Below are 17,260 nucleotides of genomic sequence, written 5' to 3' on the forward strand. Positions count from 1 at the left end.
TTATTCACCCATATATATATCACAAGGAGTCATGATGAAGATTTTTGTTGACGACGGTTCGACCAACATCAAGGTGCAATGGAACGAAGGGGGGGGAGTTAAGCGCTTGATCAGTCCGAACAGTTTCAAGCGCGAATGGTCGGTTTCTTTCGGCTCAGAACCCGTGTTCAACTACTCGCTTAACAGCGAAAACTATAGCTTCGACGCTATTAGCGCCGATGCCCTTGTGACGACTAATGTCGCATGGCAGTACAGCGACGTGAATATCGTAGCTGTGCATCACGCGCTGCTGAAGACCGGCCTGGAACCACAGGATGTCGATGTAGTTGTAACCCTGCCATTGGCCGAGTTCTATGACCGAGATAATCAACCACGTCTGGACAATATCCGTCGTAAGGAGGAAAACCTGAAACGCCCCATTTCCCTGAATGGTGGGCGCACATTCACGATCCGCAGTGTTCAGGTTATGCCGGAATCAATTCCGGCCGGGTACGGCATCGCGAAGGAGATGGATGATCTTGAATCGCTCCTGATTGTCGACCTTGGTGGTACTACACTCGATATATCTCACGTCATGGCACGTATGCGCGGAATTTCCCGCATTTACGGTAACTCGCAACTGGGGGTATCACTGATGACACAGGATGTACGTGCGGCAATGGCCATGGCCAGAACGCGGAGCAGTAGCTATTTAGCTGATGAAATCATCATCCACCGCAACGATGAAGACTATTTACGCAATCGCATTAATGACACCGAGCGGTTGGAACTGGTGAAAAACGCTCTGTATGAGTCACATCACCGCCTTGTAAACCGGGTGATTGAAGCGATCGCAAGCTTTAGCGGGTATTCTCATGTTAAGGTGATCGGCGGCGGTGCAGCGCTCATCGCCGATGCGGTCAAAAAACACTGTGGACTGAGAGAAGATCGCTTCTTCTTCAGCGATGATCCACAATTTGACCTAGTTAATGGCATGTACGAAATTGGTTGATGATGGTTGATGATATGGAAAAACCGGACACACGACGCAAAATCATGTTTTATCTCAGTCCTGAAAGCAGCATGGCTGACCGTTATGTCTGCGACGAAATAGACAGAATGCCACAGGGTGAAAGAGGCAAAACATGGCGTGCTGCGCTGCTGGCCGGTTTTGCTCTGCGTAAGCAAGATAGCCGACTGCCACACATGCTTGCGGAACTGCTGACAGAACACACCACATTCGAAGAAATGGTACTGGTCATGCAGGCTGTTTTCCCGGAAGAGATGAAAACCTTCGGAGAACGGAGACCAGGCCCTGTAACCAAGGCTCCAACTATGCCTGAGGGGCAAAGAACGGAGGCTGAAGCAAAGCCTAGGGATGAAACGCAGGAAAATGCCAAAGCGATGTTCAATTACAAAGCTGATTAATAAAAGCCCGTCAGTGACGGGCTATTCCAGGGCCATGGCGAATAATTGCGGACAATTTTTCACCATGTTAGATTAACAGCAATAATCTATTTTTGCGGGAGCATAAATACGATGACTCAGAAACAGTCAGACTGGGACCTTGAACTCAGCAAACTAGATGGGAAGAGCCTCAAAGAAAATCTGCTAGGTGCCTTTGGTGCTACCAGCTCGGCCATGCGTGTAGCCGCACCTGTTCTTGACGTTTTGTTGTCCCCCAGAAAAGAAGATGACCGTCTGGAAAGGGAATTTGAAGAACAAAGAAAACTAAACGATGAGTACAGTCGCCATATCCACCATGGCCATGATTATGATTACTAAGTAATCGGGTAGCACTCATAGCTAGCCCGATTACTTTTTATCTAACCTACTTACCTATTGATGATTTGACTTTATCGGTTATTTCTTTACCACCTTTTTCACCAGCCTCTTTAACTGGTTGAGCGGCATGTTTCATACCATCAGTGGCTATGCCACTGGCTATATTCCCTACCGTCGCCCCTGTCCAGCTCAACATCCCCACCCATCCCGTAGGGAAGACCAGATACATCATCCCCAAGACCAGATTCATGATCCAACCATCACGCGGAGAGGTCATGAAATCGATAATCGGCAGGTTTGAGCTTTGAGCATCCACGCCAGCCAGCCCCTGCTCCATCATCGCTGAGTAGAGAATGGTGATGAGCCGATCATCCAGCCAGCCAGCTAACTCCCACCAGAACGAGATGAATATCAGTGCAAACAGCGCGAATGAAATCGTCACGACTGTTTTGATTTCATAACCACTGAACATCACTATCGCTGGAATCGTGATGACAATCATCATCTCCAGCAGCGCCTGGATCATCGGTAACGCCTGTTTCATCGCGTCAAACCCGGGCAATGCTTCTGTCTGCTTCATCCCCAGACCAAACGATGACGCCACTTGCGTCAATGCACCGGTAACCCCCGATGAACCAACGCCAGCACTGCCGGTTGCATACGTCTCGCCACCTTCAGATAGCGCCACGTTCTTCGGGCTGACCAGCCAGCGCAACGCAATCTCCTCCGCCTGTGCCTGAGTATAATTGCGCTTCAGGTACCCCCGGGTGTTGTCACTCAGCCCCGCCATCACCCTGGCTTTCAGGCCGTTGGTGCTGTCGGACCACCACTGCTTACAGGTGGGATACCCTCCCCGGCCGACGTCTGGATAACCGCTGTCCCGGGACGCCTCATAGGGCCACTGACTTCGCGGCTCGGTTGAGGTGTAGTAATCGTAGTATCCCGCCGTATTGAGGAAATAGCTGCTGCCAATCCACCCCACCGAGTTGATGGTGGCGTCACTCAGTGCGCTGTTGCTGTTCTTCAACTTGAAATACGCCCGGGAGTAACACTGATCGGCAAACGCCCGGATTTCAGACAACAGAATGGGGTCACGCAGCTTGGTACTCTGTACCTCAAACCGGAGTTGCCGAAGCTGTTTGCCACACGGTATCGACGCGATCATGGCCTGCGTCGTCCCTTTCGAAATTACATGCACGAAGTACCACCAGACCGGTACCTCCGCCGTCTTGCCGTCAAAATCGTTCACCAGGGCCTTATAGCCCGAGTTTTGCGGTGACGGAACATTAAAACCGCACTGCTGCGCCCGGGAGCTGTCAAACTTGATGGTACTGACGTCAACTGGCAGCAGCGGAACGCAACAGAACATAATGACGCAGAACGAGAGGTACGCCGCGTGCTCTACTCGCGGCAAGACCAGTGCACCCTTGTTACCCTCATCTGCACCTTCTTCACGTACTTTCAGCCAGATGCCGACAATCTTGAACACCACTGGCAGCAGATACAGACCCGTGCCATTCAGGATATTCCACATGGCGTTATTCAGCAGCCAGCCAAAGAACACCAGGAAGTATTCGAGATAACTTTGTGTCGTCATGGTTGGTTGCTCCTTACACCGTACGCCAGGCGAGACATTCGCTGAACACCACAAAGAGCAGCAGCAACCGCTCTATCTTCAGTACGGTCTGACGCGGGGTAGAACGCAAAAGCCGGGCACGTATCGTCATCCACATCCATGCGGTGCCGGCGTACAGCATCAGCCGCCAGACAAATAGTCCGTAACGGCTGGCCTCCAGCCAGGCTTTGACCTGCTGACCATCCGGATCGTATTCAAACAGCATGGCGGCCAGTAGCAGCAACGCAGCCAATATGAGTATCAACATGCCAAACACCAGGGCAGATTGTCTTGCCCAGGCAAGCACCCTGCGCTTCCGGCTGTTCGCCAGTGGCTCTACATTCGTCGGCATCATCACTCTCCTGTCTTCTGGCTCAAACCGTTAAAGCCCTGGTCTTCATTCCCGGATTTCTGCTGCATCCGGTTGTCTGTATTACGCAGCCCCTGGCGATCGAGCGCAGTCAGCAGGCTGTTGTTGCTGATCGCTTTGCGCAGCTCCATCTCGTTTTTCAGCGCATTAATCTCGCGATCCAGCGCGTCGATACGACGATCGCTTTCCGCCATTGCTTCCGGCTGGTCTGCCGCATTCGGTTCGGATTGCCCCGTCGTGATCATTCGCCGCATCACCAGGGCCGTCTCCACCGTTTCCGACATTGCCAGCTCACTGGCCAGTCGCATCACCAGCGCACTATTGTCCGGGTCATCTTTCAGTGACTGAATTACGCCCCGTGTCACCGTAAGTCCTCCCGTCTTCAGCTTGCCGATGTTTTCTGTGGTGGGTGCCAGTGTTCCCGATACCAGCTGCGACAGAACTTCGGTATTGACCTTGGTCGCATCTTCCAGCATCGGTGCAAATCCGGTGCCGGCTACGCTGCTGCGCGGCTCATTCTCGCTGCCGCCACTGGTACACTGGCTGGCATCGCGGCAAGTACGGATCGAACGATCGCCCAACACCTTCACCACCGCCTCTGCAGCCTGTTCCGAATTGGGAAACTTCTGGCAGACAGAGCCGTTACAACTGGATGCAGATACCGTGTTGTTGCTGGTTACAGGCTGGTTGTTCATCATGTTGTAACCCGCCTTGGCCAGGTCATGTGTCGGCCGAATGGCTGCCTGACCTTTGCCACCTTTTTTCTGGCCACCGACCCAGGTTGTGCCCTCTTCGCCTGTCGCCTTTTGCAGTTTCTGCTCGCTGCGTACCGCATCACCGTCAGATGACTGCACAATGTCCTTGAACTCCTCTGCTACCGCCGCCTGCGTCCATTTGTTGCCCATGGTAAAATCAGCCATGCGGTTGGACAGGCTTTCACAGCGCATCTTGGCTTTATCGAATGACAACCCCGCCTGCAGAATGCCGTTGGTCAGCATTTCGTACAGGCTGGGATTGGCGCGCTGAATAATCATCGCTGGCATACTGGCTACTGCCCCGGTTGCCCCCTGGATCACAGTACTCATCAGGTCTTTGAAACCGCTGGTCATGCCGTTTAACTGGTTACCGACTGTCGTTTTCATGTCGAAATTGCCGCACATCAAATCGCTCGACCAGCCCCCCTGAACCCCCAGACGGGTCATGCTGTTGCGTGTAGCCGGCTGCGAGATCACCGAACCACCTCCGATGCTGTAAAACATCATGTCGCTAATCGCCCCGGAACTGGATGTACCCAATGGAGTAGATGCTGCAAAACTCATTACCGGCATCAGATACGCCGCTGCAATCATCGTTTTCATATTCATCATGGAAAGTCTCAAAGGTCAGTGGTGTAAAGGAGGGTTTGTCCGCGGCGCTGGCAGCAGCTGTACGGTTGCCATAATGCCCAGGCGTAATTGCCTTGTTCTGAATACGGCATCGATGCCTGGCCAACGTTGTCCGGAAAGATTGCGCAGCTCATGGACAACTGCGGTGCCAGAGCCTGCCATTTGTGGTTGGTTGTGCCGGTATTTTCTGTCACCGGCTCGGGTGGCCAATATCCGGGACTGGGTGTCCCCACCAGAGCCTGGTAAATATGCAGTTGCCCGTTTCGGGTGATCACATCGGCCGTTCGCTGGGCAACTAGCGCCGCCGCTTTATAACCGTCCTGCTGGGTAACAAAGCCACTGCGGGGATAGATGTTGCCCCACATATTCCCGCCCGTCTGGCTACCCAGTTCTCGCTGGCCAGGAATGAGTGCTTCCGGATACAGCGACTCCGGCAACGACGTTCGCCAGAACAGCGCATCGAGCGAGCTGAGAAAATACGGATTGAGCGGCAACGCGGCACTACGGCATGAGTACCCCGGTACCATTCCGCCAATCAATGACGTGGCCGGGTGGCCAATCGCATCGCTATAGAGATAGCGCAAGTTCTTCTTGCGCCCTGCTTCGGGGGCTTTCAGTTCCTGATTGCCGCCGCCAGCAACAACGCCGGCGATACTCCCCAGCAATCCGCCCTCTGCAGATGCCGCGCTCTGGCTGACCAGCGACATTTCAGTCCAGGGGTTATCACCACTGTTACCATAAGCCGATACGACAGCCTCCGGGATAAAATGCTCAACGCGGACTGACGTCTTGACCGAACACCCAAATGGCGTGCAGAGCAGCCAGTAGCAAATGCCCTTGATCCGCCAACTGATACAGGACACCGACGAGGCGCTGGCCACAATCTGCGCCGTATTCACGCTAGCCGTTGTCAGCCCGCTGACAGACAACAGGGTGGCCATCAACAATCGGCGGGTTTTCAGCGTCATCCTCATCGGCGCACCTCCTGCCAGTTGCTCAGGCGAGCACTGGCCAGATCGACGTCGGTAGTGCCATAGACAACATAGGTATCGTCAAAGACGACAGCGGGATAACGCTGCAGCTGCAGTTGCCAGGCCTTGATCACGCCGGCGAACGCCGACGATAGATCAGCCTGCCGCTGCCTGAATTCAGGCGACGTCAACACTGCCCGGGCGCGAGCTTCTGCTTGTTGTGGATCGGCAGACAACCCGGTAAACAAATCAGCCTGAATTTTATCGGGAGCATCCAGGTAGACCACCTGGGCGGCGGATGAGCCAGGTATAACAGGGTGAGCGCTGTCGGTATAAATGACTGTGCCGGCGAACGTACCGGCTGGCAGCAACAGCGCGGTCAGATAAACAAATCTGAACATGGTGAGCACTCCTTAAACGGGGAAAACTAACCCGTTTAAGGTGCGTTTATGGGCACGGCGTGTCAGTAAGGAACTGTTTTCTGAGATTCAAAAAATTAACCAATACATTCCCTATCTCGTCACATCATGCATGACCGGGTAAAATCCATGTCAACAACAGCCTGAAAGTGGTCTATCCTCATCAGCAACAACCTTTTAATAAATTAATCGTTAGTAACAACTAATTATAAGGGAAGATATGTTTAATTTTTTAAAACGCAAGGAACATAAGGTAGATATTGAAGAAACGCTGAAACAGTTTGTCTCTTTAACATTAAATGATGACAAGCTATCCATGCCTTTGTACATACCTGAGATTGAGCAAGAATCTGATGCTGAAAAACTCGGTATCGGACCGCTGGTTTATATATGGAATGTAGATCATGCAGCAGGGACATACTCATTATCTGTAAATGGCAAATGTGTGGGATATCTTCTTGAGGCTTTTATTCCTAGAACTCACCCATCATTCTCAGAAATCAGAGATAAGGCAATGCAAATCATCTCAGACGTTTCAATCAATTGTGTATCGGAAACGATAAAAAAAACAGGTCTTATGCCGGATGTACTATTTAACAGTCTAAATAGTGAGTCGTGAAGAACCTTACATGGCAATTAGGTAAAGGAAATCTTTACTTGATTATTACAGTACATAAAGTGCCAATAATGGATTTTCCCAAACTGATAGCCCCCATCTACTGTGATGAAGTCTAGCTTTATACAGTATTATGACAATAAACGGAGACAAAAATTGGATTCATTAAAAAAATTCTTGACCATGAACATGGCAAAAAATATCTACCTTTGCCTGACAGGAGCGGGTGTAGTCGTTTTTATTTTCTACTGTATGCGAATAGATTTCTTCCCTACTGGATTGTATCTATCAGATGTAATATTTTTCCTGATGGTCATAACTTCATTTTCGCTTTTCTTAGGTTTTTTCCTATTGTGCTGGTATTCCATGTCGATTATCACTTCCTATCTATTTGTGAGAGTCGCATTGATAATACTGAGAAAAATAATTAAGACCCGAAAAAAATGGCTATATACATTGAAAGGAACATATAGAATGGCAAGGATTTTGAAAATTTACGAGCCATTATTTTCATATATTTTAATCTCATTTATTGGGCTAATTATCGTTCTTTCAGCAATACAGTCTGACAAGGTTGGGGTTCAATCAGTCATTATGTCTATACTTATAATAGCGCTTTGCATCACCTTAATTCCAAACATTTACTTTGACAGAAAAATTAAGAAAGAGAGCAAAAAAAAACTCGTTGCATCAATTGGTGCTATCATGCTAGTTTTCTTTTTTACTATTTCGAACATGCCGCCACTGCTCAGCGACGCAGGAATGAATTTTATTGGAGTAAGAAAAGCTAACATAACTGTCATGCTACAAGGGAAAGACTTGGAGATGGCCAGATATTTAACCGGGAATCAGAATCAGACCTATTTTAAGAGTGATGCACTTTTTACCGGTGTAGGAACGACTTCCTTACTGGTCATCAATCATAAACGGATGATTGTGAGTAATGAAAATATGTCCCTTTCATTCTGACTCAGGACACAACTAGTTGTATTAGCTCAGACTTGAGCTGATAGTTTACTCGGAAAAAACTCTATCAAATCTGGCAGTCTGCTTTGAGTAAGCGGACTTACCAGTCCGCTTATGGTTAAGAAGCATCAGGTAATAACATACCTTCATATTAGTTGATGTGCTACAGATAAGATGAAGCAATGAACTTAACGAAAGTGCTAGCTTCAATGGCATCCTCTAAATTACTTAAAAATTTGGATTAATACGGGCTGATACGCCGGCGTGCTCCTTTAAGAGATAAAGAAGACCTCCACCATCAATGAGTTCTATGGGTTTATCCTCACAAAACCGATAAGCGTCTTTGCCGTACTGGCTGGTACAGACCAAAATCCCTTTATTCGCACCCTCATTCATCATTGTACCGTACAGGTCTCTGACGGCGCTAACACCGACCGTGTCTTTATATCTTTTGGCTTGAATAACAACTTTACCTCCCAGAATTGGACGTGTATCAAATGCGACCGCATCAACACCACCGTCTTTTGTGCCCCTGGTAAGTTTCGTATCTAATCCCATTTGCGTAAACAGGTTTGAAACCAAAACTTCAAACTCAGATGGAGAAAGCTCCATAAGGTTTGGGCGAGTTTCAAGGCTAGAAAGAGCGTCACCTTGATCAATGAAACGGTTATCAACCATATCAAACTCAAGAATGGGCTTGACTGCCTGGAGTTCATCAGGCCGTCCTGAAACTTGAGCACCGAGACTTCGGAGACATGCAATTTTTTCAACTCGCTCAAGGTTGATTTGCATAAAATCATCTTTATGTGCTCGCGCTGAAACCAAAGTAACGATGATGTCATGGCCGCTGGTTGGATCAATAGTCTCGATAACACCGTTAAAAAGAACAGATGTTAAAGCTGAGGCCTTATCTGCTTCGAACAGTTCATGCAAAGTTCGAAGTGTAATTGCTGCAATTATATTTCGATAAAGTTCTTTTATTTCGTTAGGCTTTCTAGCCTTTGCCTCAATCGTATCTCTTGTCTTAATATACTTATACTCAAGCTGGCTTGGGACAATAGATATCTCTGGCAAACTATATTCAACTACCAACTCTTGATTTTCAGGTAAGTATGCGAGCCTAAATGATTGAGGAAAACCGACTTCTGGATATTCAGAACGTGTCAAAACCATTTCACAATAAGCTAGCACGCTTTCAGGAACACATTCCAGATAGTCTAGTTCAAACTGATTAACTTCTTCATGCTGCTTTTTAATTTCTTCGAAATAGGCTGTTCTATTCTTTTGATATTCTTCAACCAATGAATCCAACTCAGTCTTCTGGTTAGAAACCTTTCGCAGATATTCTTCTTTTCTTCTAGTAAAAATCTCTTCGGAACTTCGTAATTCCCGTTGATACTTTTTTTTCACCCACGGGAAAATCATTTTCCATGCAGGAGGAACATTCACAACTTTCAGTTCAGGCTCTGCCTCAGGTAATAAGTGCCTAGGCGTTTTGAAATCGTCGAACTGAGGTGTTTTCTTTAAAGCGGAGAAATCTATCGAATCATCAAACTCAAGAGTATGTTCAAGTAAAGTTGAAAGGGCAATGATAACCTCTTCCAACTCAGCGTTCAGGTCGGACACCTCATCCAGTCGCCCTTCTAAGTACGCGACTTTAGCAGCTTTTTCTGTCGCTTTGTGCAAACGTAATATCTGTGCGTTTTCTCTTTTAGCTTCACGTTCTAAACGTCGAACCTCAGCAAAGTGATTTCTCTCTGACCTCTTCCGCTCGCGCTCCGCCGCTGCTACCGCTCTAGTTGTCGCGCGAATAAAACCTTCAAATCCCGATCTGCGTCCCATCTAAGTCCTCAAGAGTCTCCCACTGAAAATTAACCTATGACTTTAGCAAGGCTGCCACAAACAATCATAGATTTCCTTTAATTTTTTCTCAATTTACCTTATTGATATTCACATAATCTAGAAAACTAGTAAAATTTACCACCACCAGTAATTAGTTAGCATTCTATTAATCAACAGACAAAATAAACTTAATTTTCATTGATGAATCCCCACGTGGAATTAAGGTTGCCACGAGAGATAAGTGGAGATTAGTGCTTATTTTTATACTAGTAAAACCACAATTAAATTATTTTATTAATCTACTAATTATGTGGTATTTTATACAAATTTTATTGATAACCTCTAGGATTGCCATGTCTAAATTTGAAAAATACCTGCCAACTTTGAAGCGATTATCGAAATTAGATAAGCTCTCTGAGAGAGACATTTCAAATCAATTCAGAAAAAATCATAATACAGAACAAGTAATTTCTAAAAATGAGCATTGCTATGGTTCTTTCTCAGTTAGAGTTGATGATTTAAGCTTCTTCCTTACTGAAAGACCAATATCATATCTAAATAAACATTGGGGACGATGCTCAAATGTTCAAACACATGCAAATTCACTTGGTATAGCATTACCCCTGTATATTGGGGAAGGCACTCTTTCTTCTGCAATATATGAAATTGAACGATGTGAAACACCACTTGAGAATTCTAATAAATGGCTATTTCAAAATTTTTCATTAGAGATCGCAATTGCTTATTTTAACAAGTACTTCATTAAAAGCGAATCACTCAGTGATTATAAAACAATTATTTTTGAAGCTATAGAGGCTTTTTATTTAGGCTATGATCATATATCTATCATGTCACTTTTCCCTGTATTCGAAGGTGGGTTGAGGAGATTGCTTGTAAAATTCGCTGATGGTGACAGCACAAACACAAGTGCTGATAGATTTGAAAAGGAAATAAAAAAACTCATCATCACATGGGGGTTACGCCAGATCCCAAATTTTGACTGGCACCCTGGTAAAGGGTATGACATTGAAACTGAAATAGATTTTTTCACACATTTAAATCCTCAGTGCGATGTAATTAATTCAACCAGATCTTTTTTTAAAAATGTCATATACAAACCGACCGGAGGGGTTAATGAAGGTAGTTTCAATAGACATTTGATACTGCATTTGCTGAATCAAAACTTCAATGAACCTTCTAATTTTGTTAGAATTTTCTTGGCATTAACACACATAACCTTTGCAGAAAGCCTTATGAATAATAATGTTCCTTTTTTCTGGGAAGGTGTAGATGACAATGATCGACGTATTGCTTCATTCATTTCTAAAAGTGGTAATATTATTTTTGAAATGCGTAGGAAAGAAATTAATAATCTTGGATTAAATTTATACTGACCAAAAAAAATTTTAAATAAAAAGCAAGTATGGTTTGTTCTTTTGATTACCACTCAGTTTGCTTCAGGCACAGAGCTGCCTGTCAGATTAGGTTAAGCTCTGTGCTATGACAATGCCAGATCAAGTCTGAACTAATACAGCATACAACTTGGGCGACAGTTCACCTCGCGCGGTGGTGTACCAACCCGATGAACACCAACCCTGGCTGTGCCTTGAGTCTATTTTTTGTATAATCCAATCCATGTCTTAACCATGCGAAGTCTTTATAACTTAGTACGTTACGATTTTCCTGATGTGTCTATTCGCTAATAAAAGGATTTAAGTCATGTTGAAAAAGCTGGTGACTGGCAAGTTAAGTCTACCTATGACTTTCTGGGGGTGGGGGTTTTGTGGCGGTTTTTTCCTTGGACTTATTGGTATGGCCGGAGTTCACTCGGGCCACAGTGCTCTGGTACCCATATCGTACATTCTTAAAACCGTGCTTTTTTCAGCAGTTCTTTCTGGAGTTACATTCATTTTAAGAAGAAAAATAACCTTTTTTGGCGTAATCGCCTTTCTCATTGTTTTAATTCAAGTGATTCTTGGTGTGGTCATGGTAGTTGGTCTATCTTCTCTGTTATTTAAGTAGCTCAGCCAGAGTAAAGACTTTACCTTTCATATTGTTGCAAGAAACGGGAAGGAGCAATCAGCTCCTTCCCACACTTAGGAAATACCTATAAACCTTTATTTTTCAATAAACTGCTGATTTTAAAAGTCAATTATTAATCTGTACACCCTGTCAAATTTGCCAACCTACTCACCAGCCACATGGCATCCACCGTATCGGGGACACTGATATACCAGCGTATACCGTGCTGATAGTCCTGGTCATCTGGCCATGAAATATTACCGGTGACCGTGACCAGAATATCCAGTGTGTTCTCCAGCGAGTCACACAAATGTACCGAGACACTGTTGCTGCGCCCGATACGGTGCGGCAATATCGACGCTGCTATCGGCAGAGTCAGCCGTTTTTTCACCTCAGCCTGCAGCCTGGAAAGCTCACGGTGCTCATGTTCCCCTATGCGGGCGCCGCCCTGTGGCGGGACATCGAACATTACCGATGGCGCGATATCTCTATCCGGAACCACAACCACATCAGTCATCAGCGATTTCATAGTATTTCAGCCCGTTCAGAGAGTATGCCACGTGCTACATCCAGGCGCTTCGCCACCCGGAACGCAGCTTCCAGTTCACTGCAGTTAAACTGCTGCATCAGTTCCCGGCGCTCAGCCTTCTCCTCTTTTTCTGTCATCCCGAGAGCCAGATAGAGACTGGGCGGCACAGACCGGAAGAGTGCCTGCACACGCGTTGAGAGCACAACGCCTTCGGTATAACATCGAGGCAGCTTCGTAGCTGACAGCAACATCGCTTTCTGCTCTGCAGTCAGCGTCTTGAAACGCGCTATTTGTTCCACTTCATCCGGCGGCATGGTCAGGCACAACCACCACTCCGCCATGTTGAGCATTTTTTCGGATACACTGGGATAATCCTTCAGGTTCTGTGTCGCCAGCCACAGCCAGGCGCCGAGCTTACGCCACATTTTCACCACCTTGGTGACATACGGCGACAACAAGGGATTGGTGGTCACGATATGCGCCTCGTCGATCACCATGACTATTTCCCGATCCAGGTACTGATCACGTTCAGCAATATTGTTGACGGTATTAATCAGTGCAATCACCGCAACAGCCATCTGCGCCTCATACCCTTCACGTGCCAGCGTGCCCAAATCAATAATGGTGACATCCGACTCCGGCCAAGGTATGCCTGGACGATTGAACAACTCACCTTCAAACCCTTCGGTGAACATTCGAAGGGCCTCAGACATTTCTTCCGCCCTGGCACGACGCGCCGCCGTTCGACGCTCCCGACCTTCACTGTCCCGGCTATTGTCGCGAGCAATGGACTCCAGGGCTTTCATCAGATGCTCAGGCAACATCTGGGTTTGCTCATCGTGAGCGGCATGAGCAGCTATCAGAATGGCTTCACGCAGCATCCCGCGATCTGCCCGTGTCATCCGCAGTTCTTCTGCCGCCTCTCCACCAGTAACCATCAGGCGTGCGGCGATCTCCATTTCCCCCAGAACATCGCGTTCATCGTCACCGTCGTCATCCTTGATTTCATCCAGTTCAGGAAGTTTATCTTCGTCAGTAATTAACGTGTTGGGTGCTGCCTCCAGCAACAAATGCGAATCAGCAAACGGCGCTAACGAAACGCCTTTCCCCGGCTTGATACTGATTTTATTGACAGTCAGCCCTAATGACTCGCAATAGTCGCCATAAAGCCCGAAGGAATTACCCGCTTCCAACAGGAACAGCCTGGGACGGTGGAGTGCCATCGTCTGGGACAAACCGCTACAGAGCGTTGCCGACTTTCCCGACCCTGTTGGGCCAAACAACAACAAATGCGCATTCTGAGTACGATCCGCCTTGTTCATCGGGTCAAATGTCAGCGGTGCCCCGCCCCGATTGAAAAAACTGAGTCCAGGATTGCCAGTGCCTGTATCTCGACCGAAGACCGGTAACATGCACGCAAAATGCTGCACGAACATCAGCCGACTATACCAGTGTTGCTTGTCCAACTCCGGATTAAAGGCCATCGGCAGCGCGCGGAGGTATCCATTCAGCGGCGCGACATCGTGCTCCGGATTGACCGGCTTCATACCGTTGTTCAGCAGCTTACTGTTCAGATCTAACTGGCGTTTTGACAATGTATCGATGTCAGGAGCCCGCAGCAAAAATGTTATCGCCGCTCGATACAGTTTGTGACGTTCACCCAGATAGGCTTTGGCTGTTTGAGCGTCCTCACGTGCCCGGGCCGAATCGACGTTCTCACCCATCGCATCACGACCTAATTTGTTAAACTGTTCTTCCAGCACGTCCTGTGGCTGCACAATCAGCGTCATGACCAGCATCGAACCCTGGGGCATCAAATCCATTAGCGCGTTGACGTTATCGCCTCGCCGCACTTCCCCGGTCAGATGCCCGGTCTGTGGCACCCGACGCAGCGCCTCCACCGGCACAGCCTTGTGTGCAATGTCGTCAAACCACCAGATCCCCCGTTCAGCGTCGCTCCTGGGGCGGGTGTACCATAACGATTCGCTAAAATCGTTCATCAGCGGCAACGAACCTGGCCCACCATCGTCATGGTGGGCTGAGCGGTAGAGTGCGTCCGGTGCTACCCACCTGGGATTAGGATTGAACCAGCGCAGCAGCCAGCCGTGGATCTGCTCACCATTCTGCCGATGACATTTGATACTGGCTCCGGCCAGTGCCGACGTCACCCTGTCACACACCTGATTCAGCATCACCACAGGTGACATCTGATCACGAACCGGCGTTTCAACATACCGGTAGATCACCATGCGGGTACGACGAGCCTGCCCCCGCCAGGGGGCCCCTGTTACAATCTTGTCTTCAAACAACCCTTTTTCGACCGAAATGCTCTTCATATGCCGTTCGGACTCAGCGAGCCAGGCTTTCGTAAACGCCGTTCCTTCTGCCCAGGGTTTGACATACCCCCGCAGCCGGTCAATGTACTCAGTTACGTCAGTCTCATCCTGACAGTAAAACTGGACCACCCACTGATGACTATCCAGCTCCGGCAGGCTGTCCTGCAGCGCGTCCTCTACGGTATCGCGGATCTCATCCAGCCGTTCTGCCGGGCGCCCTTCAGTCCCTATCGGTATCACTTCATATACCGCCCCCACCGACACGCCGTCATCCAGCAGAATACAGCGCTCCTGGGGCAAATATTCTGCATACGGCATGAAATCAATGATCGATGGAGCTGTGTCGTATAACCGCTGCTCATCGCGATGAGTCAGCGTACCATCTCTGTGTAACGGCTCACGGCCGGCAACGGCAAAAGGGCCGTCGCCCTCCTGATATTGAGGACGCACGTTCACTTTAGAGCGGAATAAGGAAAACATTACAGGTCCCCCAGCCGCTCGCCCGGCAATGCGTATTGGATCTGAGAGTAGAACGGGAACACCGTGCTGTACCCCGGAACCGGGGTAGTGCCTTCGGCAAGATGAGGGAACACGTACATGACCAGGTCAGGATTGGGTAACCGAGGAAACGTCTGCTGGATCTCGTTCTCCTGGGTACGACTGTAGCTGTCTGACTCCTGTTGCAGTTGAGTGCGATCACGTTCAGAGAGCCCTCGACGCAACACGCTCCGACCATCGCCGGCAGATGGTGAGGCAGTCCCCGAACCGGCACCGTTACGCCACAACTCCAGCATATTGCTGTCCCCTGGCGGTAGCATGGCGTCCTTGCTGGTACTGCATCCAGCAAGCAAAAAAACCGATAATACTAATACCATACGTTTCTTTTCCGTCATTGTGCTCCCCTTCAATCCATCCCCATTCCGGTCTTATTCAGGCTGAAGTCATATTTGACCTTGCGCCCTTTTTCTTCGTAATCGATAGCCAACTGCCGGGTGATATGTACTGCCACCCGGGCGCCGGGCTGCACATAAATGGCATCAAACGTCTGGCCATACCTCGATTTCACCCAGTCCACGATTTCTTTGGTACTACCCGAAAATGCTTTACCCAGCACCACCTGACCGGCATCGCCAGTTAGCGTGGATGTGACGCCACCATACGCATTGGTTTGTGAGGTATTCTGGTTTTGTGCCAGGGCATCACCTGCCGCACTGGCTCCGGCCAGCAGTGCAATGGTCGGCAAATATGTAGAGGCGTTCGATTTGCGTTCGCCGGCCAGGCACGGAATACCGTGCTCATCTGAAATCCAGCCAATGCTGCCGCCCGCCGAACCATTGCCGGAATTATTCTGGCCACCACTGCTGTCCGCTTTATCTGACGGGCGCGGTAATGTACGAACAGTACCGTCCGTAAACACAAAGGTGATGCTGGTCACGGACCCACGCACGCAGGACAGCGTCCAGTCGCCGGTAGCCGTTCCCGAAACAATGGCACCCTCGACATCAGGCAATTCAATACCATTGGCCGTCAGGTTATCCTTGCCGATCATCACCTTGAATGGATACGGATCGACGACCTTGCCATCAATGGGAATGCGTCCCAGCAGGGCCGTCATTGCCTGGCTGCCCACCAGCGTCGAGTTCTCCGGCAGGGTATAAACCGGGTCAACCGGTCCCTGCGTACCGTTGTCGTTCAGTGATGCCGAACCCGACTTACGATCCAGCTCGGCCTTCTGCCGGGTAATGGCGTTATCATCAAGAAATGACAGTGGGAACGTAGTGCCAGTGGCCACAACCCCCTTCGCCACTGGTTTACCACTGGCATCGGTGGCAATACCGTCGGTGGGCTCAACCCACATCAGTCCATCAGCACCTGCCACACCTGTCGTTGATGCAGGAGGCATTCCTCCCGTATCGCCCAGTCCCAGACCGACGGGAAAATCTGACCGGCTATTCACCGATGGAGAAGACGTACGAGACTGTCCATTCTTCAGCTGATCCAGTGCATTGTTCATCTGCTGCGTCAGTTGCTGAATCTGCCCTTTTAATGCGCCCTGCTCTTTGGCAGCCTCCTGCTGGGAGGTAGACACAGCCTGATTGATGCGACCATCAACATCCGCATTTGCCGATTTCAGCTTCTTGTTTTCTTCCAGCAGTTGTTTGTTCTGCTCTTCGAGTTGTGTCTGTTTTGCAGACACATTTTTGAGGGTACCTACCAGCGTCCTCAGCGTGTCTTGTGGGGTATCGCCTTCAATACCCAACGTGCGCAAGTCATCCGGCGTTAACTCGCTCAACGTCGCCTTCTTCGTTGTTTCACCGACGTTATTGCTTTTACCCCCGGAACAACTTTTCACACCGATGACGGCAGAGGCCAACAACACGGTAGGTACCAGGATTTTTACCAGTCCGTTCGACTTCATCTGCAT

17 protein-coding genes are annotated in these 17,260 nt (G+C 48.8%); 7 read left to right on the forward strand and 10 right to left on the reverse strand.

Going from position 1 to position 17,260, the window contains the following annotated elements; all coding sequences use genetic code 11:
* Positions 1–34 precede the first annotated feature (34 nt).
* From Dpoa569_RS14280 to Dpoa569_RS14290, 3 genes are all read left to right on the forward strand, one after another.
* Positions 35–991: a plasmid segregation protein ParM gene (locus tag Dpoa569_RS14280; RefSeq protein ID WP_042869031.1), complete on the forward strand. Its 957-nt coding sequence runs from the start codon at positions 35–37 to the stop codon at positions 989–991.
* Positions 991–1,407, forward strand: a complete 417-nt coding sequence (locus Dpoa569_RS14285) for a plasmid partitioning/stability family protein (RefSeq protein WP_050569410.1) — start codon at positions 991–993, stop codon at positions 1,405–1,407. The genes Dpoa569_RS14280 and Dpoa569_RS14285 overlap by 1 nt, the downstream gene beginning before the upstream one ends.
* A 111-nt stretch (positions 1,408–1,518) precedes the next feature.
* On the forward strand, positions 1,519–1,764 hold the full coding sequence (locus Dpoa569_RS14290) for a hypothetical protein (RefSeq protein WP_042869029.1): 246 nt from the start codon (positions 1,519–1,521) through the stop codon (positions 1,762–1,764).
* Between the two features lie 46 nt (positions 1,765–1,810).
* Here the strand turns inward: Dpoa569_RS14290 and Dpoa569_RS14295 are convergent, their stop codons facing one another.
* From Dpoa569_RS14295 to Dpoa569_RS14315, 5 genes are read right to left on the reverse strand one after another with little or no spacing between them, the layout of a single operon-like run.
* Positions 1,811–3,361 carry a conjugal transfer protein TraG N-terminal domain-containing protein gene (locus Dpoa569_RS14295; protein ID WP_042869027.1) on the reverse strand — a complete coding sequence of 517 codons (1,551 nt, stop codon included), beginning with the start codon at positions 3,359–3,361 and terminating at the stop codon, positions 1,811–1,813.
* A gap of 13 nt (positions 3,362–3,374) precedes the next feature.
* Positions 3,375–3,734 carry a hypothetical protein gene (locus Dpoa569_RS14300; RefSeq protein WP_128569686.1) on the reverse strand — a complete coding sequence of 120 codons (360 nt, stop codon included), beginning with the start codon at positions 3,732–3,734 and terminating at the stop codon, positions 3,375–3,377.
* Complete coding sequence (locus tag Dpoa569_RS14305; RefSeq protein WP_227983213.1) at positions 3,734–5,077, reverse strand: integrating conjugative element protein; 1,344 nt, start codon at positions 5,075–5,077, stop codon at positions 3,734–3,736. Before Dpoa569_RS14305 ends, Dpoa569_RS14300 begins: the two co-directional genes overlap by 1 nt.
* 47 nt (positions 5,078–5,124) lie before the next feature.
* Complete coding sequence (locus Dpoa569_RS14310) at positions 5,125–6,108, reverse strand: TIGR03756 family integrating conjugative element protein (protein ID WP_042869024.1); 984 nt, start codon at positions 6,106–6,108, stop codon at positions 5,125–5,127.
* Complete coding sequence (locus Dpoa569_RS14315) at positions 6,105–6,506, reverse strand: TIGR03757 family integrating conjugative element protein (protein WP_042869022.1); 402 nt, start codon at positions 6,504–6,506, stop codon at positions 6,105–6,107. The genes Dpoa569_RS14310 and Dpoa569_RS14315 overlap by 4 nt, the downstream gene beginning before the upstream one ends.
* Before the next feature lie 238 nt (positions 6,507–6,744).
* Between Dpoa569_RS14315 and Dpoa569_RS14320 the strand changes: the two genes are divergently transcribed.
* Together Dpoa569_RS14320 and Dpoa569_RS19625 are read left to right on the forward strand one after the other, a co-directional pair.
* The gene (locus tag Dpoa569_RS14320) at positions 6,745–7,143 is read left to right on the forward strand and encodes a hypothetical protein (protein ID WP_042869020.1); all 399 of its coding nucleotides are present in this window, start codon (positions 6,745–6,747) and stop codon (positions 7,141–7,143) included.
* Positions 7,144–7,614: 471 nt separating this feature from the next.
* Positions 7,615–8,109, forward strand: coding sequence for a hypothetical protein (locus Dpoa569_RS19625; RefSeq protein ID WP_227983046.1), 495 nt, complete (start codon positions 7,615–7,617; stop codon positions 8,107–8,109).
* Between the two features lie 225 nt (positions 8,110–8,334).
* On the opposite strand, the gene Dpoa569_RS14330 is transcribed toward Dpoa569_RS19625, so the two are convergent.
* Positions 8,335–9,948, reverse strand: coding sequence for a restriction endonuclease (locus Dpoa569_RS14330; protein ID WP_042869018.1), 1,614 nt, complete (start codon positions 9,946–9,948; stop codon positions 8,335–8,337).
* A 353-nt stretch (positions 9,949–10,301) separates the two neighbouring features.
* Here Dpoa569_RS14330 and Dpoa569_RS14335 point away from each other — a divergent pair, with 353 nt between their 5' ends.
* Both Dpoa569_RS14335 and Dpoa569_RS14340 read left to right on the forward strand, forming a co-directional pair.
* Positions 10,302–11,342 (forward strand): hypothetical protein, encoded by a 1,041-nt coding sequence (locus Dpoa569_RS14335; RefSeq protein ID WP_042873814.1) that lies wholly within the window; start codon positions 10,302–10,304, stop codon positions 11,340–11,342.
* Between the two features lie 325 nt (positions 11,343–11,667).
* Positions 11,668–11,970: a hypothetical protein gene (locus tag Dpoa569_RS14340; RefSeq protein WP_042869016.1), complete on the forward strand. Its 303-nt coding sequence runs from the start codon at positions 11,668–11,670 to the stop codon at positions 11,968–11,970.
* A 133-nt stretch (positions 11,971–12,103) separates the two neighbouring features.
* Here the strand turns inward: Dpoa569_RS14340 and Dpoa569_RS14345 are convergent, their stop codons facing one another.
* From Dpoa569_RS14345 to Dpoa569_RS14360, 4 genes are read right to left on the reverse strand one after another with little or no spacing between them, the layout of a single operon-like run.
* Positions 12,104–12,487 (reverse strand): hypothetical protein, encoded by a 384-nt coding sequence (locus Dpoa569_RS14345; protein ID WP_227983048.1) that lies wholly within the window; start codon positions 12,485–12,487, stop codon positions 12,104–12,106.
* Between the two features lie 8 nt (positions 12,488–12,495).
* Positions 12,496–15,315 carry a conjugative transfer ATPase gene (locus Dpoa569_RS14350; RefSeq protein ID WP_042869012.1) on the reverse strand — a complete coding sequence of 940 codons (2,820 nt, stop codon included), beginning with the start codon at positions 15,313–15,315 and terminating at the stop codon, positions 12,496–12,498.
* The gene (locus Dpoa569_RS14355; RefSeq protein ID WP_042869011.1) at positions 15,315–15,728 is read right to left on the reverse strand and encodes a TIGR03751 family conjugal transfer lipoprotein; all 414 of its coding nucleotides are present in this window, start codon (positions 15,726–15,728) and stop codon (positions 15,315–15,317) included. Before Dpoa569_RS14355 ends, Dpoa569_RS14350 begins: the two co-directional genes overlap by 1 nt.
* Before the next feature lie 11 nt (positions 15,729–15,739).
* Positions 15,740–17,260: a TIGR03752 family integrating conjugative element protein gene (locus Dpoa569_RS14360; RefSeq protein ID WP_407643798.1), complete on the reverse strand. Its 1,521-nt coding sequence runs from the start codon at positions 17,258–17,260 to the stop codon at positions 15,740–15,742.

The sequence above is a fragment of the Dickeya poaceiphila genome, from assembly GCF_007858975.2.
GTDB classification, from domain to species: Bacteria; Pseudomonadota; Gammaproteobacteria; order Enterobacterales; family Enterobacteriaceae; genus Dickeya; species Dickeya poaceiphila.